Source organism: Amycolatopsis sp. NPDC023774 (genome assembly GCF_040639695.1).
GTDB lineage: Bacteria > Actinomycetota > Actinomycetes > Mycobacteriales > Pseudonocardiaceae > Amycolatopsis.
In genome coordinates this window covers 171,262-191,052 of record NZ_JBFAAJ010000005.1, presented here as the reverse complement: position 1 = coordinate 191,052, position 19,791 = coordinate 171,262, and the positions used below count along the sequence as shown (strand labels likewise).

Annotated in this window: 20 protein-coding genes and 1 pseudogene; 6 read left to right on the top strand and 15 right to left on the bottom strand. The window is 69.2% G+C overall.

Translation table 11 applies throughout. The features are described 5' to 3' along the window. Positions 1–13: 13 nt before the first annotated feature. The 3 genes from AB0F91_RS15710 to AB0F91_RS15700 are packed head-to-tail and all read right to left on the bottom strand — an operon-like array spanning position 14 to position 3,988. Positions 14–838, bottom strand: a complete 825-nt coding sequence (locus AB0F91_RS15710) for a YceI family protein (protein ID WP_360598140.1) — start codon at positions 836–838, stop codon at positions 14–16. Beyond that, positions 835–3,456, bottom strand: a complete 2,622-nt coding sequence (locus AB0F91_RS15705; protein ID WP_360598138.1) for an MFS transporter — start codon at positions 3,454–3,456, stop codon at positions 835–837. Before AB0F91_RS15705 ends, AB0F91_RS15710 begins: the two co-directional genes overlap by 4 nt. Positions 3,457–3,463: 7 nt before the next feature. Beyond that, on the bottom strand, positions 3,464–3,988 hold the full coding sequence (locus AB0F91_RS15700) for a MarR family transcriptional regulator (RefSeq protein ID WP_360598137.1): 525 nt from the start codon (positions 3,986–3,988) through the stop codon (positions 3,464–3,466). A 244-nt stretch (positions 3,989–4,232) separates the two neighbouring features. On the opposite strand from AB0F91_RS15700, the gene AB0F91_RS15695 reads away from it, so the two are divergent. Both AB0F91_RS15695 and AB0F91_RS15690 read left to right on the top strand, forming a co-directional pair. Next, positions 4,233–4,658 carry a PPOX class F420-dependent oxidoreductase gene (locus tag AB0F91_RS15695; protein WP_360598135.1) on the top strand — a complete coding sequence of 142 codons (426 nt, stop codon included), beginning with the start codon at positions 4,233–4,235 and terminating at the stop codon, positions 4,656–4,658. 87 nt (positions 4,659–4,745) lie between these two features. Then, positions 4,746–6,140 carry an FAD-linked oxidase C-terminal domain-containing protein gene (locus AB0F91_RS15690; RefSeq protein WP_360598133.1) on the top strand — a complete coding sequence of 465 codons (1,395 nt, stop codon included), beginning with the start codon at positions 4,746–4,748 and terminating at the stop codon, positions 6,138–6,140. Positions 6,141–6,200: 60 nt separating this feature from the next. On the opposite strand, the gene AB0F91_RS15685 is transcribed toward AB0F91_RS15690, so the two are convergent. From AB0F91_RS15685 to AB0F91_RS15670, 4 genes are all read right to left on the bottom strand, one after another. After that, positions 6,201–6,914: a VTT domain-containing protein gene (locus AB0F91_RS15685; protein ID WP_360598131.1), complete on the bottom strand. Its 714-nt coding sequence runs from the start codon at positions 6,912–6,914 to the stop codon at positions 6,201–6,203. Positions 6,915–7,004: 90 nt separating this feature from the next. Next, positions 7,005–7,397 carry a hypothetical protein gene (locus AB0F91_RS15680; protein ID WP_360598129.1) on the bottom strand — a complete coding sequence of 131 codons (393 nt, stop codon included), beginning with the start codon at positions 7,395–7,397 and terminating at the stop codon, positions 7,005–7,007. Positions 7,398–7,436: 39 nt separating this feature from the next. Then, entirely contained in the window at positions 7,437–8,627 is a 1,191-nt protein-coding gene (gene nagA / locus AB0F91_RS15675) for an N-acetylglucosamine-6-phosphate deacetylase (protein WP_360598128.1), read from the bottom strand. A 59-nt stretch (positions 8,628–8,686) separates the two neighbouring features. Further along, positions 8,687–9,262 (bottom strand): SigE family RNA polymerase sigma factor, encoded by a 576-nt coding sequence (locus AB0F91_RS15670; RefSeq protein ID WP_285971557.1) that lies wholly within the window; start codon positions 9,260–9,262, stop codon positions 8,687–8,689. Positions 9,263–9,432: 170 nt separating this feature from the next. Between AB0F91_RS15670 and AB0F91_RS15665 the strand changes: the two genes are divergently transcribed. Beyond that, a complete protein-coding gene (locus tag AB0F91_RS15665; RefSeq protein WP_360598126.1) occupies positions 9,433–9,714 on the top strand; it encodes a YciI family protein in 282 nt (93 codons plus the stop codon). 563 nt (positions 9,715–10,277) lie between these two features. Here the strand turns inward: AB0F91_RS15665 and AB0F91_RS15660 are convergent. The 4 genes and pseudogenes from AB0F91_RS15660 to AB0F91_RS15645 all read right to left on the bottom strand — a co-directional run bounded on the left by AB0F91_RS15660 (position 10,278) and on the right by AB0F91_RS15645 (position 13,970). Continuing rightward, positions 10,278–11,051 (bottom strand): annotated as a pseudogene (locus AB0F91_RS15660) (metal-dependent hydrolase). Continuing rightward, complete coding sequence (locus AB0F91_RS15655; RefSeq protein ID WP_360598124.1) at positions 11,048–12,520, bottom strand: NAD(P)/FAD-dependent oxidoreductase; 1,473 nt, start codon at positions 12,518–12,520, stop codon at positions 11,048–11,050. The pseudogene AB0F91_RS15660 and the gene AB0F91_RS15655 overlap by 4 nt, the downstream one beginning before the upstream one ends. An 80-nt stretch (positions 12,521–12,600) precedes the next feature. Further along, positions 12,601–13,074, bottom strand: a complete 474-nt coding sequence (locus AB0F91_RS15650; RefSeq protein WP_360598122.1) for a pyridoxamine 5'-phosphate oxidase family protein — start codon at positions 13,072–13,074, stop codon at positions 12,601–12,603. An 11-nt stretch (positions 13,075–13,085) separates the two neighbouring features. Continuing rightward, positions 13,086–13,970 (bottom strand): SDR family oxidoreductase, encoded by an 885-nt coding sequence (locus AB0F91_RS15645; protein WP_360598120.1) that lies wholly within the window; start codon positions 13,968–13,970, stop codon positions 13,086–13,088. Between the two features lie 120 nt (positions 13,971–14,090). Here AB0F91_RS15645 and AB0F91_RS15640 point away from each other — a divergent pair, with 120 nt between their 5' ends. Continuing rightward, the gene (locus AB0F91_RS15640; RefSeq protein ID WP_360598118.1) at positions 14,091–14,720 is read left to right on the top strand and encodes a maleylpyruvate isomerase N-terminal domain-containing protein; all 630 of its coding nucleotides are present in this window, start codon (positions 14,091–14,093) and stop codon (positions 14,718–14,720) included. Here the strand turns inward: AB0F91_RS15640 and AB0F91_RS15635 are convergent. Next, positions 14,717–15,631, bottom strand: a complete 915-nt coding sequence (locus tag AB0F91_RS15635; RefSeq protein WP_360598116.1) for an aldo/keto reductase — start codon at positions 15,629–15,631, stop codon at positions 14,717–14,719. The two genes, AB0F91_RS15640 and AB0F91_RS15635, sit on opposite strands and share 4 nt — an antisense overlap. A 61-nt stretch (positions 15,632–15,692) precedes the next feature. Between AB0F91_RS15635 and AB0F91_RS15630 the strand changes: the two genes are divergently transcribed. Both AB0F91_RS15630 and fbaA read left to right on the top strand, forming a co-directional pair. Continuing rightward, positions 15,693–16,514 (top strand): LLM class F420-dependent oxidoreductase, encoded by an 822-nt coding sequence (locus AB0F91_RS15630; protein WP_360598115.1) that lies wholly within the window; start codon positions 15,693–15,695, stop codon positions 16,512–16,514. A 113-nt stretch (positions 16,515–16,627) separates the two neighbouring features. Further along, the gene (fbaA, locus tag AB0F91_RS15625) at positions 16,628–17,659 is read left to right on the top strand and encodes a class II fructose-bisphosphate aldolase (protein WP_360598113.1); all 1,032 of its coding nucleotides are present in this window, start codon (positions 16,628–16,630) and stop codon (positions 17,657–17,659) included. A 54-nt stretch (positions 17,660–17,713) separates the two neighbouring features. Here fbaA and AB0F91_RS15620 read toward each other — a convergent pair whose 3' ends face one another. The 3 genes from AB0F91_RS15620 to AB0F91_RS15610 are packed head-to-tail and all read right to left on the bottom strand — an operon-like array spanning position 17,714 to position 19,597. Then, complete coding sequence (locus AB0F91_RS15620; RefSeq protein WP_360598111.1) at positions 17,714–18,118, bottom strand: type II toxin-antitoxin system VapC family toxin; 405 nt, start codon at positions 18,116–18,118, stop codon at positions 17,714–17,716. Continuing rightward, positions 18,111–18,392 carry a type II toxin-antitoxin system prevent-host-death family antitoxin gene (locus AB0F91_RS15615; RefSeq protein ID WP_360598293.1) on the bottom strand — a complete coding sequence of 94 codons (282 nt, stop codon included), beginning with the start codon at positions 18,390–18,392 and terminating at the stop codon, positions 18,111–18,113. Before AB0F91_RS15615 ends, AB0F91_RS15620 begins: the two co-directional genes overlap by 8 nt. 32 nt (positions 18,393–18,424) lie before the next feature. After that, positions 18,425–19,597: a hypothetical protein gene (locus AB0F91_RS15610; protein ID WP_360598109.1), complete on the bottom strand. Its 1,173-nt coding sequence runs from the start codon at positions 19,595–19,597 to the stop codon at positions 18,425–18,427. Positions 19,598–19,791: the final 194 nt, after the last annotated feature.

The window sequence follows — 19,791 nt, the reverse complement described above, 5'->3', positions numbered from 1 at the left end:
ATTGCACAAACCACTAGAACTGCGGCAGGGACTCGCCTTGCACCGCTTCGATGTCCAGCTCCACCTTGACCGTGGTGCCGATCGCGGCGACGCCCGCGCGGACCATCGCGCTGTAGTTGATCGCGAAGTCGTTGCGGTGCAGCTGGGTCTCGGCGTGGAACGCGGCGCGCACACCGCCCCACGGGTCCGGGCCGTGGCCCTGGTAGCGCAGGTCGAGCTCGACCTGGCGGCGCTCGCCGTGCAGGGTCAGCTCGCCCAGCAGCACCCAGGTGTCCGTGCCGCGCTGCGAAAGGCCCGTGCTCTCGAACGTGATCAGCGGGAAGGCCTCCACGTCGAGGAACTCGGCCGAACGCAGGTGGTCGTCGCGCATCTTGATGCCGGTCTCGATGCTGCCCGCCTTGATCTCGGCCCGCACCGTCGAGCGTTCCACCGGGCGCGTGATGTCGATGCGCCCGCCGACGTCGGGGAACCGCACCTTGATGCTCGCGATGCCCATGTGTCGGGCGGTCGCGACCACCGAGGAGTGCACCGGGTCGATCGTCCACGGCCCGGCCGGCGGCAGCTCCACGGCCTCGGCCACCGGGGCCAGGGCGATGTCGCCCAGCAACCCGGCGCCGTCGGAGCCGATCTGCACCGTGCGGGCCGTGGGCGTGTACCCCGGCGCCGTGATGACGGCGGTGTAGACGCCCGGAGGCAGTGCGTCGGTGACCACTGCCCCCTTCGCGTCCGTGACCTGGCGGGCGACCTGACGGCCGTTGAGGTCGGTCACCGTGAGCACGGCGTTCTCGACCGGCCAGCCGCCGTTGGCCCGCAGCTGTCCTCGCAGGCCCGCGGTCATGAGCGGTCGACCAGCTCGTCGAGCGCCTGGTCGTAGCTCAGGCGCACGTCGTGCTCGGCCTCGCCGTCGGTCAGCGTCACCTGGCTGGTGGCCGGCGGGTAACCGCTCGCCACCACCGTGTAAGCGCCGACCGGCAGGTCGCTCACCACGTAGCGGCCGTCACCGTCCGTGCGCGCGACCGCCGCGACGTTGCCGTTCGCGTCGAGCACGGTGATCCGCGCGTCCGGCACGATCCGGTCGCCCTCGGTGCGCGCGACGCCCTGCATCAGCACGGCACCGGCCAGCTCGACGTCGTGGCGCAGCACGCCACTGTCGGGCACGGTCAGGGTGACCGCCACCGGGCGGTAGTGCGGGCCGCTCGCGACCAGCGTGTACTGCCCGGCACCGACACCGCTGAAGGTGTACACGCCGTCGTCGGCCGTGATGAAGGCGCCGTTGACCTCGCCGCGCGAGTCGGTGAGCGTCACGGTGGCGTTGGCCAGCGGGGAACCGATCCCCACGGACCGCACGACACCGGTCAGCTCGCCCGAGCCGGTGAGCGTCACGTCGAGCTTCGCCGGGCCACCGCCGACCACCACGCTGGAGGCCTGCGGCTGGTGGCCGGGAGCGGCCACGATCAGCACGTAGGTGCCCGGGCCCTGCGTCGGCACGGAGTAGCTGCCGTCGCCGTTGCCGGTCGCCCGCGCGACCTGACGGCCCTGCTGGTCGATCAGCGTCAGCGCGGCGGCGCTGACGTGGCTGCCGTCCTGCCGGCGCACGTGCCCGGTCACCGGGGGACCGCCCGCGCCCAGCGGCACGTCGACGCCCGCACCCACGGCCGAGTTGGTGATCGGCATGGGCAGCGAGCCCGAAATCGCCTGCGGGTCGCCGTGACCGTTGCCGTTCATCGAGTGCCTTCCGCCTGCGCCGACGAGAACGGGTTCTCGCGGCTGTTCTTCGAAGAGCGAGCCCGGCTTGGCCGCCTGGTCGACGATGTCGGTCGGCGTCTCGCTTTCCTCGAGCAGCGCCTCGCCGCCCTCGACCGCCGCGGCGGCCGGGTTCATGCCCGCGAGCGGAATCTCCTTCAGGAAGAGCAGCACGATCGTGGCCAGCAGCGCGACCGCGCCGGCGACGTAGAAGACCGTGGTGATCGACTCGGTGAATCCGATGAGGATCGGGGTCTTCAGCGCGTCCGGCAGCGTCTGAATCACGCTGGTGTTCGTCTGGATGTCGGCCAGCTGCGCACCGGCACCGGCCGGCGGGTTCCCGCCGAACGCCTTGGTGATGTTGCCCGGCAGCACGTTGAACAGAATCGTCAGGAACACCGCGACACCGGCCGTACCACCGATCTGGCGGAAGAACGTGGCCGACGCCGTGGAGGCGCCCATGTCGCTGCGCGGCCCGGCGTTCTGCACCGCGATGACCAGCGTCTGCATGCACTGGCCGAGGCCGAGGCCGATGATGGCCGCGGCGACGAGCGGGTGCCACAGCGGCGAGTCGTAGTGGACCTGCGCGAAGAAGAACGCGCCGCCCGCGATCAGCAGCGTGCCGACGATCGGGAAGATCTTGTAGCGCCCGGTCTTCGACATGATCCGGCCGGACGCGATCGAGCTCAGCATCAGGCCACCCATGAGCGGCAGCATCAGCAGACCCGATTCGGTCGGCGTGTAGCCCTGAACCACCTGCATGAACTGCGGGATCATCGTGATCGCACCGAACATCGCGACACCGACGATGACACCACCGATGATCGCGACGGTGAACGTCGAGTTCTTGAACAGCCGCAACGGGATCAGCGCGGCGTCCTTCATCAGCTTCTCGACGAGGATGAACGCGGCGATGCCGACGCCGCCGATCACGTAGCAGATGATCGCCTTGAAATCGCCCCAGCCCCAGGTCTGGCCCTGTTCGGCGACGATCAGGAACGGCACCACCGCCACGACGAGCGAAAGCGCGCCCCACCAGTCGATCTTGTGCTTCTGCGGCACGTGCGGCACGTTCAGCACCTTGGCGACCACGAACAGCGCGACGACGCCGATCGGCACGTTGATCAGGAAGACCCAGCGCCAGCCGGAGATGCCGCCGAGCGTGTCGAAGCCGGCGAAGAAGCCGCCGAGCACCGGACCGAGCACAGTGGACAGACCGAAGACGGCGAGGATGTAACCCTGGTACCGCGGGCGTTCGCGCGGCGGTACCACGTCACCGATGATGGTCATGGCCAGCGACATCAGACCGCCGGCGCCGAGGCCCTGCACCGCGCGGAACGCGGCGAGCTCGTACATCGACTGCGAAAACGTCGAAGCCAGCGAACCGGCGACGAAGATCGAGATCGCAGCGAGGTAGAACGGCTTGCGGCCGTAGATGTCCGACAGCTTGCCGTAGATCGGCGTGACGATCGTCGACGTGATCAGGTACGCCGTGGTGGCCCACGCCTGCAGGTCGAAGCCGTGCAGGTCGTTGGCGATCTTGACGATCGAGGTACCCACGATCGTCTGGTCCAGTGCGGCGAGGAACATGCCGCACATGAGTCCGCTCAGGATCGTGACGATCTGGCGGTGGCTCAGCCGCGGCACACCGGCCGCGTCGACGACGGGTGCTCCCCCCCGCTGCTGAGGTTGTTTCTCGACGGTGGTGCTCATGCTCTTCCTAGGCCCCCTTGGCGTGCACCGAGTCCGCCGGCGCGGAGTCGGTCATGTCTGGAAAGTTGTTCTCGATACCGGTGTTGAGCCGCCCGAACAGCTCGTTGAGGGTCTCGCGATCCTCCTGGGTCCAGTCGCCGAGGACGTCGGCGAGCCAGAGGTTGCGCTGCTTGCGGTTCTCGTCGAAGACCCGCAGGCCTTCGGCGGTGGGCGCCAGCAAGCAGGCGCGGCCGTCTTCGGGGTCGGCCTGACGTTCCACCAATCCGTGCTGCACGAGCGCGCTCGACTGCCTGCTGATGGTGGAGATTTCGGAGTGCAGGAACTCGGCGAGCTTGCTGGTGCGCTGCGGCCCCTCGTGGATGAGGCAGAAGAGGATCGCGTACGCGGCCCGCTCGATGCCGTCCGGGCCCTGTTTGGAGACCTGCGACTTCGCCTTGGTGATCAGGCGCATGAATCGGACCAGCTCGTGTCCGAGCTGGTCGGCCAGGTCGAGTCCGTCCTTGGGCCGGGTGGCGGCGCTGTTCGGTGCCATTCGGTCGATCTTTCTCGCGGTGAAACAAACCGTTGTTTGGCGGCTGCAACTAGTTGCCTTAAGCAAGAGTGTGCCTGATCCGCGCTCTGCGCAAGCTCGCGGACCCCGGTTGTGTCGCATCACACTTTAGTTGTTGCATGCAAGCAGATATTCACCGGAGGGTGTTCGTCCGTTTTCTCCGAGTCTGAAGGCCCTGGTCAGGGTCCTGGGGAACAAGGCGGAGCGTGACGGGTTGGATAGGGGTATGACCGACGACACACCGCTGTACGACCTCATCGGCGCTCGCCGCAACGGCGTGCTGGCCACCCTCAAGCGCGACGGGCGGCCCCAGCTGTCCACCGTCAGCCACCACTTCGACGCCGCCGAGCGCAAGATCCTCGTGTCGATCACCGAGACGCGGGCGAAGACGAAGAACATGCGCCGCGACCCGCGCGTGAGCTACCACGTGGGCAGCGAGAACGGCTGGTCGTACGCGGTGGCGGAGGGCGAGGCCGTGCTGACGCCGGTCGCCGCCGCGCCCGACGACCCGACCGTCGAGGCGCTGGTCGAGCTGTACCGCAAGATCGGTGGCGAGCACCCCGACTGGGCCGAGTACCGCGCGGCGATGGTGGCCGACCAGCGGCTGGTGCTCACGATCAACATCGACCGCGTCTACGGGCTCGCGCGCTGAAGGGGCCACGCCGGGCAAGTCGCCATCTGGCTGAAATTCGGAAATTCTATTCCGCACTGCGGAGATATCTGGGCTTACGATGAAGCCATGAGCCCTGACGCCCTCCTTCAGCGACTCCGCGACGAGCTCGGCAAGGAGGCCGTGCTCACCGACGCCGACGTGACCGCGAGCTACTCGCGCGACATGATGCCGCTCGCCCCGTCCGGGAAGCCGCTGGCAGTGGTGCTGCCCGCGGACACGGCGGGGGTGCGGGCGGTGGTCAAAGCGTGCGCAGAGGCGAAGGTGCCGGTGGTGCCGCGCGGGGCGGGCAGCGGCCTGTCCGGCGCGGCCAACGCCATCGACGGCTGCGTGGTCCTGGTGCTGACCAAGCTCGACAAGATCGTGGAGATCGACCCCGGCAACCGCCTCGCCGTGGTGCAACCCGGCGTGGTCAACCTCGACTTCCGCACCGCCGTCGAGAAGCACGGCCTGTTCTACCCGCCCGACCCGTCTAGCTACGACTGGTGCACGATCGGCGGCAACCTCTCCACCAACGCCGGCGGCCTGTGTTGCGTGAAGTACGGCGTGACCACCGACTCCGTGCTCGGCCTCGAGGTCGTGCTGGCTGACGGGTCGCTGCTCAAGACCGGCCGCCGCACTGTGAAAGGCGTGGCGGGCTACGACCTGACGAAGCTGTTCATCGGCAGCGAGGGCACGCTCGGCGTGATCACGGAGGCCACCGTGGCGTTGCGCCCGTTGCCGCAGGCGCCGGCGACGCTCGTCGCGGGCTTCAGCACCACGGAGGCGGCGGGTGAGGCCGTGGCGCGGGTCGTGCGCGAGGGACTCGTGCCGTCGCTGCTGGAGATCATGGACGCGGCGTCGATCAAGGCGTCGGAGACCTACCTCAAGACCGACCTCGGCGCCGGGTCCGACTGCCAGGCGCTGCTGCTGGCGCAGTCCGACGTCGGCGGTGAGGCCGCGTTGCGCGAGCTCGCCGTGCTGGAGCAGATCTGCGCCGACTGCGGCGCCGACCTGGTCTACGCCACCGACGACCTCGAAGAGGGCAAGATGCTGCTGCAGGCGCGGCGCGTGGTCCTGACCGCGCTGGAGACGTACGGCATCTGGCTCACCGACGACGTCAGCGTGCCGCGCACCCGCATCGCCGAGCTGATCCGCGGCTGCGAGCAGGTGAGCGAGAAGGTGGGCCTGAAGATCGCCGTGGTCGGCCACGCCGGCGACGGCAACATGCACCCGACGATCGTCTACGCGCCCGACTCCGAGGACGAGTTCGCCCGCGCGCGGCAGGCGTTCGACGACATCCTGGAGATCGGTCTCTCGCTCGGCGGCACGGTCACGGGCGAGCACGGAGTCGGCAAGATCAAGCGCGACTGGCTGGCGCGCGAGATCGGCCCCGTCGGGATGCGGGTGCACCGGCAGATCAAGCAGGCGCTGGATCCGGAAAACCTGTTCAACCCGGAGTCGATGTTCTCGATGACGGACTGAGGTTGCACGAAAAAACGGCGCCGGTCCCCGCTCGGGGCCGGCGCCGTTTGCGCTTCTCGATCAGTCGCGCACGCGCGGGATCCGCTGCGTGACCTCGGCGGCGTTCTCCTCCGGAGCGCCCACACGGGCCTTCTTCTCGCGGCGGCTCTTGAGGTACTCGAGCAGGATCGGCACCACGGACACGAGCACGATCACCACGAAGATGGCGTCGACGTTGTCGCGGATGAAGCCGATGTTGCCCAGCAGCGACCCCAGCACCGTGATGCCGGCGGCCCACAGGATGCCGCCCAGCACCGTGTAGGTGAAGTACCGCTTGGGGTCCATGCGGCCGATGCCGGCGATCCAGGTGATGAACGTCCGCACGAACGGCACGAACCGCGCCAGCACCACGGCCTTGGGCCCGTGGTGGTCGAGGAAGGCGTGCGTCTTGTCGACGTACTCCTTCTTGAAGAACTTCGAATCGGGCCGGTTGAACAGCTTCGGGCCGACGAAGTAGCCGAGGTAGTACCCGCAGACGTTGCCGAGCAGCGCCGCCGCCGTCACCAGCACGCACACCACCCACAGGGGTGCCTGCAGCGTGCCGTTGGCGATGAACAGGCCCGCCGTGAACAGCAGCGAGTCACCCGGCAGCACCGGGAAGATGCTGCTCTCGATGAAGATGATCAGGCAGAGCACCGCGATGACCGGCACGGTCAGGCCGGACAGCAGCTGCTCCGGGTCCAGCCACGACGGCAGGATGGACATGGTCGTCACTGCGCTCTGGGCGAGAATCACACCGAAAACGGTACAGGGTGACCCTGAGTGCCCTCACAGGGAGAACCACCGCAGGTGGCGGGGGTTTTCCCTGCCTTTTCGCCGCTGGGGTCAGACCAAAGTGAGCAGGCCGATGACCGAGCCCGCGGCCAAGCCCAGCAGGAGAGCCAGCAGCAGCACCCAGTGCGCCGGCAGCGGCGCGGGGCCGGGCGCGGCCTGGCGGACCGTCGCGGGGTCCGGTGCGGGAACCGGCCGAACACCCGAGGCGACCTGCGCCGTCCGCTGGCCGGAGGCGTGGTCCAGGGCCGCGCGTTCGCGTTCGAGGGAGTCGGCGCCCGCGCCGGAGAGCAGGCCGTAGCGGGGCGGGAGCTCCTCGGTGGGGCCGGTCGCGCCGGCGGGGCCCGTGGCCTCGGCGGCGGGCTGCGAGCTGGTGTGCGGGGCGAACACGGCCTGGGCGCGCAGGGCGTCGGCGAGCAGTCGCTCCGGGTCCTTCGGCTCGCTCATCCCTCTCCGTACTTCCCCGCGGGCGGCCCGCGTAGTCGCTTACGTGCTCAAGGTAGCCCGGCCGACCTCGGCGACCCACTCGCCCCGGCGCAGCACCCGGACCGGCCGCAGGTCGTCGTCGAGGATCACGACGTCGGCGGCGAGGCCCGGCCGCAGCGAACCCGTGCGGTCGGCGATGCCCAGCAGCTCGGCGGGCCGGCCGGAGGTCGCCCGGACGGCGTCGAGGACACCGAGTTTGGCACCCTTCACGAGGTTGCGGAAGGCGTTGTCCATCGTCAACGTGCTGCCGGCCAGTGATCCGTTGTCCAGCGTGGCCACGCCGTCGTGCACGTCGACCTCGAGGCGGCCCAGCGTGTAGCGGCCGTCGGCGGCGTCGGTGGCCGACATGGCGTCGGTGATCAGCACGGTCCGGCCGCGGCCCGCGTGCGAAGCGGCCAGGCGGACCACAGTCGGGTGCAGGTGCACGAGGTCGCAGATGAGCTCGACCGTCACGCGCTCGTCGTCCAGCAGCACGCCGACCGGGCCCGGCTCGCGGTGGTGCAGGGGACGCATGCCGTTGAACAGGTGCGTCGCCACGGTGGCACCCGCGTCGATGGCCGGCACGAGCTGCTCGGCGAGGCCGTCGGTGTGCCCGATCGCAGCCGTCACGCCCGATTCGGCGAGCTGGCGCACTGCCTTCACGCCGCCGTTGAGCTCCGGCGCGAGCGTGACCATGCGGATCGCACCGGCGCCCGCGCGCAGCAGCTTCTCGACGGTGCCGGTGTCCGGTTCACGCAGCGTGTCCGGGTCGTGCGCGCCGCAGCGGGCACGTGAGATGAACGGGCCTTCGAGGTGGATGCCGGCGAGCTCGCCCTCTTGCACGAGCTCGCGCAGCGCCGCGATCTGCTCGGTCAGCAGGTCGATCGGGTCCGAGACCAGGCTCGCGAGCGTGGTCGTGGTGCCGTGGCGCCGGTGCGCGCGCACCGCCGTGAGGATCTCGTCGGGATCCAGTGTGGAGAACGAGGCGCCGCCACCGCCGTGGCAGTGGGTGTCGACGAACCCGGGTACCACGAGCGCTCCGCCCACGTCGACGATCTCGGTCTCGGGGCCGCCCGGCGGCGTCCCGGTGCCGACTGCGGCGATCCGCCCGTCGGAGACGGCGAGCCAGCCGTCGTCGAGTACGCGGTCCGGGGCGACGACCCGGCCGCCCGTGATGACGAAGTCTCCGGCGTGCTTCACGCCCTCCAGCATATATTGGTCTGGACCAGACATGGCTACGCAACTCGGTGATCGAGATTGGTCCACCCGGGTCACTGTGGGGTCTGCATCGCCTTCTGCAGGGCCTCCAGCGCCCGGCTGGCGGTCGATTTCACGGTACCCTTCGAGATGCCCGCGGCTTCGGAAATCTCAGCCTCGGACAGGCCCCCGTAGTACCGGAGCACCAGCACCTCGCGCTGGCGCGGCGGGAGCTTCGAAAGGGCACTGACCACGGCTTGGTGCTCGCTCGACAGCATCGCGAGGCTCTCCGCGGAACGCGCGTTCACGGCGTGCGGCGGCACGTATTCACGGGCGGTTTTCCGCCGCCGCAGCACGCTGCGTGAACCGTTGACCACGGCCGTGCGCAGGTAGCCGACAGCCGCGGCCGCGTCGCGCAGCCGGCCCCAGTTGCGGTGCAGACCGGTGAACGCCTCCTGCACCACGTCCTCGGCCGTCGCCGGCTCGTCCACCAGCAGGATCGCCAGCCGCACGAGCCGCATCCGGTGCTGGCGGTACAGGTCCTCCAGGGTCAGCGGTGCGGCCGGCTGCTGCGGCGGCACCGGCCCGTCCATGGTCCGCAGGTGCCCGAGGGTCGCCTCGACACTGCGTTCCGCGTTGCCCTCCAGCATGTACCCCTGCCTGCCTGTTCTCGACCCCTGTGGTGCCCCTGCGCCGAGCTGCTGACGCAGCCCTAGCGTATCGGGTGAGCTCGGTCCCGCCACTGGTCGGATGCTGGGACCCCGAGGTGTTGCCCGGTAGCGTCGGCAGTGTCACCAACGCACCCACCCGGGAGATCCACATGGCCTGGTACCTGGTCGAAATCCGTTACGTGCAGGAGAAGGTGGCCGACGTCCGGCCCCGTCACCGTGAGTGGTTGAGCCAGCACTCCGCCGATGGCCGCGTGGCCGTGGCGGGACCGCTCGCCGACGGCTCCGGCGGTCTGGTCCTGTGGCAGGCCGAGGACGAGGCGGCACTCGAGGAACTGATCGGCAAGGACCCGTACCAGCTCGAAGGTGTGGTCGCCGAGCGCTCGATTCGCGAGTACAAGCCGGTGCTCGGCGCCTGGGTTCCGCAGGGGTAACACCTGCAGCTCCAGGACGGCGGGTCCGCGGTCAACGCAGACCCGCACCGACCTGCCGTCCGGGGTCGCCACGGCGCACGTGCCGCGGAAGCCCTGCCGGCAGGAGAACGCCATGTCAGGCAGCACCTCGCGCACCACGTCGAGCGTCGACCGGTCGGCCGGCACGGCGAGCGTGTGGCCGCCGCGGCGCAGGACCACGGTGTACGGCCGGCCGCCGACGATTCGGCGGCGTCGAGAATCGTTCGAAGTACACGGCCTTGGCGCCGGTGCGCTGGAGGTCCACGCGGACGCCGGTGATCATCGGCGTCGGCCCGCAGCAGGAGACCGAGGCGCCGTCGGGGACGCATTCGAGGAGTTCCGCGCCGGAGGCGGGGACGTCGTACTCGGTGTCCGGGCGGAACCGGCAGCCACCAGCGGCAACTCCCGGCCCACCGCCTGCACGGGCGGCCGGCGCCGCCCGGAGTACCGGGCGAGCCGCCGGTGGACCGCGCCGACCCCGTCCAAAGTGGACATCAGCCGGTCGCGGCGGCCCGTCCCGTCGAGCCGCGGCGGGAAGTCGGGGATCACTTCGGTGCGTCGGCCGCCCGGGCCGCGGGTGAGCTCGCCAGATACGCCACGGCCTGGTCGGTGTCGCCGGTCTTCGTCGGGTGGTACGAGCGCCGCAAGTACGGCCGGATGTCCCGCAGCAGCTCGCGCGGCGCGGGCACCACACCCTTCTTGGCCGCTTTCCGGTACGCCCGCCAGGCCGCTCGACCCGGTAGTGCTGGATCGTTGCGCATGAGGAACTTGGTGCGCCGCACGAAAACCCACGCCAGCACCGGCGTCACCACGGCCATGCTGCGCACGCGGCGTGAGTAGCGGCCGTCGAGGTGGCAGAACAGGTCGTATGTCACGGACCGGTGCTCGACTTCCTCGGCACCGTAGTGCTCGATCGCGGCGATCAGCGCGAGCCGTTCGACAAGCCATGCCTCGCCGGTGCCCGGACGATCTCCCAGCAGCCGCCGGAACAACCACTCCATCTGCGCCACGAACGGCCGCACGGGCAGGCCCGCGGCTTCCAGGTGCTCCGCGGCGCCGTCGTGGGCTTGGGCGCGCGTGGCCTCCTGGCCGATGAAGCCGAGGACGTCCTCCTTGAGGCGCTCGTCGCGGATCAGCGGCACGGCCTGCTTGAAGACCTCGACGAACCAGCGTTCGCCTTCGGGCAGGGCGATGCGCAGCACGTTGATGCTGTGCGTGGCCTGCGGTTCGCCGGGGATTCAGTGCATCGGCAGCGCGGCCCAGTCGAACGTGACGTCACGCGCGCGCAGCACGAGCTGTTCGTGCTCAAGGGGGTTCACGAGGGTCGCCCGGACAGCTCGTAGTCGCTCGGCTCCACCCGGCGCGTCTCGAGCCAGTACTTCCACGTGAAGCCGGGCCAGATCGTGCGGTTCACGCCCTTCGCATCGAGGTACCAGCTCGTGCAGCCACCCTGCGTCCACACGCCCTTGACCAGCTTGTCCTGGATCTCGGCCTGGAACTGGTCCTGCACGGACGGGCGCACGTCGAGCGCGGCGGCCGCGTGGGAGTCGGCGAGCTTGATCGCGTCGACGACGTAGCGCGACTGCGCCTCGATCATGAACACCACGGAGTTGTGGCCCAGCGCGGTGTTCGGGCCCAACAGGAAGAACAGGTTCGGGAACCCGGCGACGGTGATGCCCTTGTGCGTGCGGATCCCTTCCGTGGCCCAGGTTTTCGCGAGGCTGCGGCCTTCGACGCCCGTGATGTCCAGGTACTCCAACGCATCCGTGACGTGGAAGCCGGTGCCGTAGATGATCGCGTCGACCTCGTGCTCCACCCCGGCTTCGTCGACCACGCTGTTCTCGCAGACCTCGCGGACGCCGTCGGTGACCACGTCGACGCCTCCCCGGTTCAGGGCCGGGTAGTAGTCGTTGGAGATGAGCACGCGCTTGCAGCCCATGGTGTAGTCCGGCGTCACCTTGCGGCGCAACTCCGGGTCGCGGATGCCCTTCGCGATGTGATGGCGCGCGATGGACTCGGCCGCGTGCATGAGCTTCGGGTGCCCGTTGAAACCGATGGCGCGTGCTTCGAGCAGCCAGTACAACGCGTTGCGGTACAGGCGTTGCGTGCCCGGCACGGAGCGGAAGAGCTGCTTCGCCCAGGCGGGCATCGCGTGGTCCGGCTTGGGCATGATCCACGGCGGCGTGCGCTGGAACAACGTCAGCTCGGCGACGTCCGGCGCTATCTGCGGCACGAACTGGATCGCGCTTGCCCCCGTGCCCACCACCGCGACCTTCTTGCCGTGCAGGTCGAACTCGTGGTTCCACTGCGCCGAGTGCCACGTCTGGCCGGTGAACTTCTCGATTCCCGGCAGCTTCGGAACCGACGGGATGTGCAGCCCGCCGACGCCGGAAATCAGGAATTGCGCGGAGAACTCGTCGCCGCTTTTGGTCTCGACCGTCCAGCGGCGCTCGCCCGCGTCCCAGTGGGCCCCGATGATCTCCACTCCGAACCGGATGCGCTCGCGCAGCCGGTACTTGTCCGCGACGCCCTTGAGGTAGGAGAAGATCTCCGGCTGCGGCGAGAACGACCGGGACCAGTCCGGGTTCTGCTCGTAGGAGAACGAGTACATGTGCGACTGGACGTCGCAGGCGCACCCGGGGTACGAGTTGTCCCGCCAGGTGCCGCCCACTTCGTCGGCCTTCTCCAGGATCACGTAGTCCCGGATGCCGGACTTTTCGAGCTGGATCGCCTGCCCGAGCCCGGAGAACCCGGTGCCCACGATCACGACCTTGAACCGCTCGGTCATCTGTCGGCCTCCGCTGCGCTGGGGTCTGCCACAGATGACGTTACCTCAAGTAACAGTTACTCGAAAGTACCTGCTACCCGTCAGTACGTTCCGCCGAGCTTCGTGTGATCCCATGAGACGATCTTGGTCGGGTGGAAGATCAGGCCGATGCGTTTCGGGGCCTGGCGGCCGATGAACTCGCTGAGTTCGGCGGGCACGGGGTCGCCCGGTTTGGCGCCCGCGTAGCGCCGCATGAGCGTGATGCCCATGCGGGTGACCTCGTCGGTGTCCTCGATGATCTGCACGTCGGCCTCGAGTGAGATGCCGCGCAGCTTCTCGTAGGAATCGCCACTCTCGACGAGCACGGTGGCCTCCGGCAGGCGGCGCAGGTTCTTCGCCTTCTGCGAGCTGCCGTACGTCCACGTCGCGACGCCGTCCTCGTGCGGGAAGTACCACAGCGGCGCCAGGTGGGGGCGATTGTTCGGCCCGATCGTGGCGACGTTGATGACCTTCTGCTCCTCGAGGTAGGCCTGGATCTCCTCGGGCGTCATGCGGATCTGGTCGCGACGCGACATGTGCGGCTCCTCTAGCGGTCGGTGGCCGCGCGGCCGCCGTGGCCGGTCACCGCCGACTCGTAGGCGCCGCGCTTTTCGATGTCCTCCAGCGCGGCCTTGTCCGCCGCCGGCACGCGGGCCCGCGCGCCGAGCTCGACGATCGGCGGCAGGAACGCGCGCAGCAGCTTGAGGCCGCCGACCCAGCGTGGCACGTGGATCGTCCGCGCGCGCTTGAGGATGCCCGCCTCGAGGTCGTCCAGCGCCACGTCGAGCGGGTACGTCTTCCCGATCAGCCCCGGCATCGACGCCCGCAGCTTCCCGAACACCGGGTGCGCGTCGGCGCTTTCGACCAAGTCCGTGCGGATCCACGTCGGGTGCGCGACGCCGACCTTCACCCCCAGGTGCGCGACCTCGGCGCGCAGGCTGTTGGAGAACGCCTCGACGCCCGCCTTGGCCGCCGCGTAGTTCGCCATGCCGGGCGCGTGCGTGATCGCGGCGAGCGACGAGATCGCCAGCAGGTAGCCGCGCCGCTCGATCACGTGCGGCAGGGTCACGCGGAACGTGCGCCACACGCCGAGCAGGTCGACCTCGATGACCTTCTCGAACGCCTTGAGGTCCACGGACCGCACGAAGCCGGCCGTGGCGATCCCCGCGTTGGCGATGACGATGTCGATCCCGCCGAAGTGCTCCACGACGCCCTGGGTGGCCGCTTCTAGGTCGTCCCAGCTGGTCACGTCGGCTTCCCAGGCCTTGGCGTTAGGGCCGATCTTCTCGGCGACCTTCGCCTGCTCGTCCGCCTCCAAGCCGACCAGCGCGACCTTGGCTCCCCGCGCGGCCAGCCGCTCCGCCAGCCCGGCCCCGATGCCCCGCGCGGCCCCGGTGATCAGCACGACCTTGCCGTCCACGTTCTTGACCACTGGTGCCCTCCTCGGCGTGCGTTTCCGCTTGTGAGGGGACGCTACCGCAACCTACCCGGGGTAAGCTACTTCTCGGTAGGTTGCGGCAGGTGGTTGGCTACGGGCATGGCTGGTGCTCATGTGAGGGATCTCGACCAACCGTTTCTCGACGCCGCTGCGGTCTGTTCGACGCTGCTGCGGCTTGACGTCGTACGCGAGCGCTGGGCCGAGCCCAGCGCGTTGCCGGAGCTTTCGGTGGGTGCGCTGGCCTGCCACCTCGCCCGCCAGGTGACGCGAGCCGCCGAGCTGCTCGCGGTCCCGTCGACCCTGCCGGTGCTCGCCGCGGTCGACGAGCACTACGCGCGGGCCGCCTGGGTCACGTCGACCTCGCTCGCCGATGCGGCCAACGACCGCACCACCGACGACGCCGAGGCCGCCTCGGGCTTCGACTGGATGCTCTCGCGGTACGACGCCGACCTCGCCGTGGTCACTCGGCACTTGCGCGGGCAGGCGGCGGAGCGGGTGGACATTCCGTGGCAGGGCTGGTCCTTGCGTCGCAACGACTTCCTGCACACACGCCTGCTGGAGCTCGTCGTCCACTCCGCCGACCTCGCCGCGAGCGTGGCGCGGCCGGCGCCGGACTTCCCCGATGCGGCCTTCACGCCCGTACTCACGTTGCTGTCCCGGCTCGCCGTCCGGCGGCACGGTCAGGGTGCGGTCGTCAGCACCCTGACCCGCCGCGAACGAGCTCAGAACATCAGCGCGTTCTAGACCGACGCCTTGTTCAGCGCCTCGACCTCGTCACCCGTCAGCTCCAGCGACACCGACGCCACGAGATCCGTCAGCTGCTCCGGCGTGCGGGCGCTCGCGATCGGCGCGGCCACCGTCGGCTGCACGCGCAGCCAGGCCAGCGCCACCGAGGCGACGGACGCACCGTGCGCCGAGGCGATCGAGTCCAGCGCCGCCAGCACGCGCTCGCCGCGGCCGTCGAGGTACTTCACCGCGCGCGGGGCGCGCGGGGAGTCGCCCACCTCGTCCACCGAACGGTACTTGCCCGTCAAGAACCCCATCGCCAGAGCGAAATACGGCAGCGTCGAAAGCCCCTCGCGCGAAACCGTCGGTGCCAGGTCGGTCTCGTAGTCGCGTTCCACCAGGTTGTAGTGCGGCTGCAGGGCCACGTACCGCGCGAGGCCTTCTCGGTCCGAAATGGACAGTGCCTCGGTCAGCCGCTCCGCCGAGTAGTTCGACGCCGCGATGTAGCGCACCTTGCCCGCGCGCACGAGGGCGTCGAACGCCGACAGCGTCTCCTCGAGCGGCGTGTCCTGGTCGTCCTTGTGTGCGTAGTAGAGGTCGATGTGGTCGGTTTGCAGCCGCCGCAACGAATCCTCGGCGGCAGCCGTGATGTTGGCCGCCGACAGGCCCTTGCGCTCCTCCCACGCGCCGACCTTCGTGGCGACCACGATGTCGTCGCGGCGGCCCCGCTTGGTCAGCCAGTTGCCGATGATCGTCTCCGAGCCGCCGCCACCGCCGTACACGTCCGCGGTGTCGAGGAAGTTGCCGCCGGCTGAAGCGTAGGCGTCGAGCACCGCGTGGGACGTCTCTTCGTCCGCGGTGAAATTGAAGACGTTGCAGCCGAGGTTGAGGCCGTAAACGTCGAGTTCCGAGTTGCCGAGCTTGGTCATGCCACGAAACTAGCCTTCGGGCCCGGAAGAATCCGCCGGGCATCGGGTGTAGGGATGGGTTATGGCTATCGAACTGGGCAGGATCGGCATTTGGCGCGGCGCCACGCAGGCGAACGGCGAGTTCGCGGCGGAGGTGGAGAAGCTCGGCTACGGCGCGGTGTGGCTGGGCGGCTCGCCCGGCGGCGACCTGGCGATCGTCGAGGAACTGCTCGACGCGACCGACCACCTCGCCGTCGCGACCGGCATCGTCAACATCTGGGCCGACACACCCGAGTCCATCGCGAAGGCGTTCCACCGCATCGAGGCGAAGCACCCCGGCCGGTTCCTTCTCGGCGTCGGCGCGGGTCACCCGGAGGCGACGCAGGAGTACAAGAAGCCCTATGCCGCCCTCGTTGAATATCTCGACGGCCTCGACGCGGCGGACGTCCCCCAGGCGTCGCGCGCGCTGGCCGCGCTGGGCCCGAAGGTGCTGAAGCTGGCGGGCGACCGCACGGCCGGCGCGCACCCGTACCTGGTCACCGCGGAGCACACGCGCTCCGCCCGCGAGATCCTCGGCACCGGCCCGCTGCTCGCGCCCGAGCACAAGGTGGTCTTCGACACCGACCCCGAGCGCGCGCGGGCGCTCGGCCGCAAGACCGTGCAGTTCTACCTGCAGCTGTCCAACTACACGGCCAACCTGCGCAAGCTCGGTTTCACGGAGGAAGACCTCGCCGGCGAGGGCAGCGACCGGCTCGTCGACGCCCTGGTCCTGCACGGCGACGCGCCGGCCATCGCGGCGGGCGTGCGCGCGCACCTCGACGCGGGCGCTGACCACGTGAACATCCAGGTCCTGAACGAGGACCCGTTCCCGGCGTACCGGGCGCTGGCGGCCGAGTTGATCTGAATCGTTCCACGTGAGGATGTCCATAGGCGTCCCAAATGAGGTGGACCGGCCCACGCGGCCGGTCCACCTCGTACGATGCGGCTGAGAAGCCAGTCAGTTCCGAGGAGGAAACGATGCCCATCGCCACCCCCGAGGTCTACGCGGAGATGCTCGACCGGGCCAAGGCGAACGAGTTCGCCTACCCGGCCATCAACGTGACCTCGTCGGAGACCGTGAACGCCGCGATCCGCGGGTTCGCCGAGGCGGAGAGCGACGGGATCATCCAGTTCTCCACCGGCGGCGCGGAGTTCGCGTCCGGGCAGAAGGTGAAGGACATGGTCACCGGCGCGACCGCGTTGGCCGAGTTCGCGCAGGTCGTGGCGGCGAAGTACGACGTCAACGTCGCGCTCCACACCGACCACTGCCCGAAGGACAAGCTCGACGGCTTCGTCCGCCCGCTGATCGAGATCTCGGCCGAGCGCGTGAAGAACGGCCAGAACCCGCTCTTCCAGTCGCACATGTGGGACGGCTCCGCGATCGACCTCGACGAGAACCTGCAGATCGCGCAGGAGCTGCTCGCCAAGACGGCCGCCGCGAAGATCATCCTCGAGGTCGAGATCGGCGTCGTCGGCGGCGAGGAAGACGGCGTCGCGCACGACATCAACGAGAAGCTCTACACCGCCGAAGGCGACTTCCTGAAGACCATCGACGCCCTCGGCTCAGGCGAGAACGGCCGCTACCTGCTGGCCGCGACCTTCGGCAACGTCCACGGCGTCTACAAGCCGGGCAACGTCAAGCTCCGCCCCGACGTGCTGAAGGGCGGCCAGGAAGCGGCCGCCAAGAAGCTCGGCCTCGACGCCGGCGCCAAGCCGTTCGAGCTGGTCTTCCACGGCGGCTCGGGCTCGCTCCCGGAGGAGATCCGCGCGGCGGTGACTTACGGCGTCGTCAAGATGAACGTCGACACGGACACCCAGTACGCCTTCACCCGTCCGATCGTCGATCACTTCTTCAAGAACTACGACGGCGTGCTGAAGATCGACGGCGAGGTGGGCAACAAGAAGGTCTACGACCCGCGCTCGTACCTGAAGGCCGCCGAGGGCGGCATGGCGGCTCGCGTGGTCGAGGCTTGCCAGGCGCTCGGCTCGGCGGGGACGAAGGTCAAGTAGAGGCCTGATTCGAACGAAGGGCTGCCACTCGCCGGTGGCAGCCCTTCGTCGTGGTCAGATCTCGACGACCTCGACCTGACTTTCGAGGCCTCGGAAGTCTTCCGGGTTGCGGGTGTACAGCGGCAGCCCCTGGGTCGAGGCGATGGCAGCGATCATCAGGTCCAGCTGGCGCGGCCGTGGTGATCGGCCGGCGGCGATGGTCAGGGCCACCATGGTGCCGTACCGCGCGGCGGCTTCGCCATCAAATGGCAATGGTTCGAATTCGACTATCGCCGCGCCCAGTTGCTCGTTCCGCAGGCTCTTTTCCACCGGATCTGCTGTCATGACCACGCCTTGGTGAAGTTCCGCCATCGTTACCGCGGTGATGTGCGGAAACTTCGGGAGTACTTCAGGGTCCAGTGAGGCGAGCGCGATGTAGGTGCAGGTGTCAAGCACGCCCTTCGCGTGGCGTTCAGCCACGCTTGCGCTCCCACGGGTTGTCGTCGTCGCTGAGGTACGGACTGTCCGGGAAGAATTCGTCGGCCTCTCGCCTCATGGCAGCCCCATCCACCTTGGGCAGTCGCTTGTGTCGTTCGACCAGCTCTTCGGCAGTCAGCTGACGGCGGCGCGGCACCGGTCGCAGCTCGGCGATTTCCACGCCGTTGCGCGTCACGTGGAAGGTCTCGCCGGCTTCGACCGCGTCCATGACCGCGGCGGAGTTGTTGCGGAACTCCCGCTGAGTGATCACCTGCATCACTCGAGTGTAGCCCAGTGTAGCCCGCTGTGCTACGAGTCCGCCTTTGCCGTAACCTTGCGCGCGACCGGCCCGGCGCCCGCCCACAGGACGAAGACGCCGAGCAAAGCCACCGCCACCGTCCAGTACGCCACCGGCGGCGCAGACGCCGTGTGCGCGTCACCGAGGAACCACACCCGGAACTGCGACTGGACCCACAGCGCCCCGTACCCGAACGCCGCCACCAGCAGCGCCCCGATCGCGGCCGTTGCGACGCGGTGACCAGCGCCGATCGCGAACGCCAGATCCACCGCCAACCCGACGGCCAGCAGGTAGAACGGCACCGTCGACACCGGGAAACCCAGCCCCAGCAGCAATGGCCACATCACACACCGATAGGCCACATAAGCACTGGCTACGGACAGCCCCGCCCAGCGGTACCCCAGGGTGTGGCGCGCCAGAGCCAGGATCAACGCCGTCACCGCGATCCCCCACAGCGGATAAACCCACTCCGGGATGGGCATTGTGAAGTGCAAGATCGCCGTCCGGTCCACGGGATGCCCGATCTGGTTCGCGGCGAAGCTCAGCAGCGACGGCTCCGCTTCCGGCGCCCCGCGCTCCCACGCGCGCAGGCCGAGAATGCCGTACTCCTGCTGGCCGTTGGGGAAGAACGTGTTCTCCAGGAAGAACGCCCACAGCGCCAGCAGCACGCCCGTCCGGAAGCGGCCCGGCGGCGCGAGGCGCACCCAGCCCAGCAGGACGCCGGCCTGCATGATGCCGGTGCCGAGGTACAGCATCATGTGCGACGGACTCCACGCGGTGAGGTCGAGGCCGTTCACGCGGTGGTTGATCACGTCCAGCGGCGCCGCGACCAGGAACACCACGAGCCCCGTCTGCATCAGCCGCAGTGACGGTTTGTCGCAGGCCAGTCCCGTGTAGCTGTGGATCGCGACGAGCACGATGATGATCACCGTGCCGACGGTGTTGATCAGGTGCGGGGGCGCCAGGTCGTCGCGCAGCCACTTGAAATGCCACGACATGTCCCACGACGAGCCCACGAGCTTGAACGCGAAGGCCGCCAGCCACATCCCGTAGCAGAACCGCAGCACCCACGCGGGCGTCGGCCGGCCGGGCGCCCCGCGGTGCCAGTGCCGCTGGAAGAACAGCCGGGTCTTCCCGACCGGGCTCCGCGGGATCACGTCTACCTGCGTCATGGTCGACATCATTCCCGGCGCGCGGGCAGCGGTGGTGCGGAAGGTGGCAAACCGCTCGAAAACCGGGGTTCACCCCTACGGGTGGCGGATTTGCCCCGGCGGTCTTTTTCACGGCAGGGTGTCGCGCCATGATGCCGAAACGCGTTGTCGCCGCTGTCGTCGTCGCCGCCCTCGTGCTGGCCGGCGGAGGAGTGCTGACGAGCCTG

What these genes read in the sequence shown, in the direction of transcription:
- fbaA (WP_360598113.1), top strand. Translation starts at nt 16,628, where the DNA reads ATGCCCATCGCCACCCCCGAGGTCTACGCGGAGATGCTCGACCGGGCC.
- AB0F91_RS15710 (WP_360598140.1), bottom strand. Translation starts at nt 838, where the DNA reads ATGACCGCGGGCCTGCGAGGACAGCTGCGGGCCAACGGCGGCTGGCCG.
- nagA (WP_360598128.1), bottom strand. Translation starts at nt 8,627, where the DNA reads ATGCTGGAGGGCGTGAAGCACGCCGGAGACTTCGTCATCACGGGCGGC.
- AB0F91_RS15670 (WP_285971557.1), bottom strand. Translation starts at nt 9,262, where the DNA reads ATGCTGGAGGGCAACGCGGAACGCAGTGTCGAGGCGACCCTCGGGCAC.
- AB0F91_RS15690 (WP_360598133.1), top strand. Translation starts at nt 4,746, where the DNA reads ATGAGCCCTGACGCCCTCCTTCAGCGACTCCGCGACGAGCTCGGCAAG.
- AB0F91_RS15650 (WP_360598122.1), bottom strand. Translation starts at nt 13,074, where the DNA reads ATGTCGCGTCGCGACCAGATCCGCATGACGCCCGAGGAGATCCAGGCC.
- AB0F91_RS15705 (WP_360598138.1), bottom strand. Translation starts at nt 3,456, where the DNA reads ATGAGCACCACCGTCGAGAAACAACCTCAGCAGCGGGGGGGAGCACCC.
- AB0F91_RS15655 (WP_360598124.1), bottom strand. Translation starts at nt 12,520, where the DNA reads ATGACCGAGCGGTTCAAGGTCGTGATCGTGGGCACCGGGTTCTCCGGG.
- AB0F91_RS15680 (WP_360598129.1), bottom strand. Translation starts at nt 7,397, where the DNA reads ATGAGCGAGCCGAAGGACCCGGAGCGACTGCTCGCCGACGCCCTGCGC.
- AB0F91_RS15635 (WP_360598116.1), bottom strand. Translation starts at nt 15,631, where the DNA reads ATGACCAAGCTCGGCAACTCGGAACTCGACGTTTACGGCCTCAACCTC.
- AB0F91_RS15695 (WP_360598135.1), top strand. Translation starts at nt 4,233, where the DNA reads ATGACCGACGACACACCGCTGTACGACCTCATCGGCGCTCGCCGCAAC.
- AB0F91_RS15615 (WP_360598293.1), bottom strand. Translation starts at nt 18,392, where the DNA reads ATGCAGGTGATCACTCAGCGGGAGTTCCGCAACAACTCCGCCGCGGTC.
- AB0F91_RS15665 (WP_360598126.1), top strand. Translation starts at nt 9,433, where the DNA reads ATGGCCTGGTACCTGGTCGAAATCCGTTACGTGCAGGAGAAGGTGGCC.
- AB0F91_RS15630 (WP_360598115.1), top strand. Translation starts at nt 15,693, where the DNA reads ATGGCTATCGAACTGGGCAGGATCGGCATTTGGCGCGGCGCCACGCAG.
- AB0F91_RS15610 (WP_360598109.1), bottom strand. Translation starts at nt 19,597, where the DNA reads ATGATGTCGACCATGACGCAGGTAGACGTGATCCCGCGGAGCCCGGTC.
- AB0F91_RS15700 (WP_360598137.1), bottom strand. Translation starts at nt 3,988, where the DNA reads ATGGCACCGAACAGCGCCGCCACCCGGCCCAAGGACGGACTCGACCTG.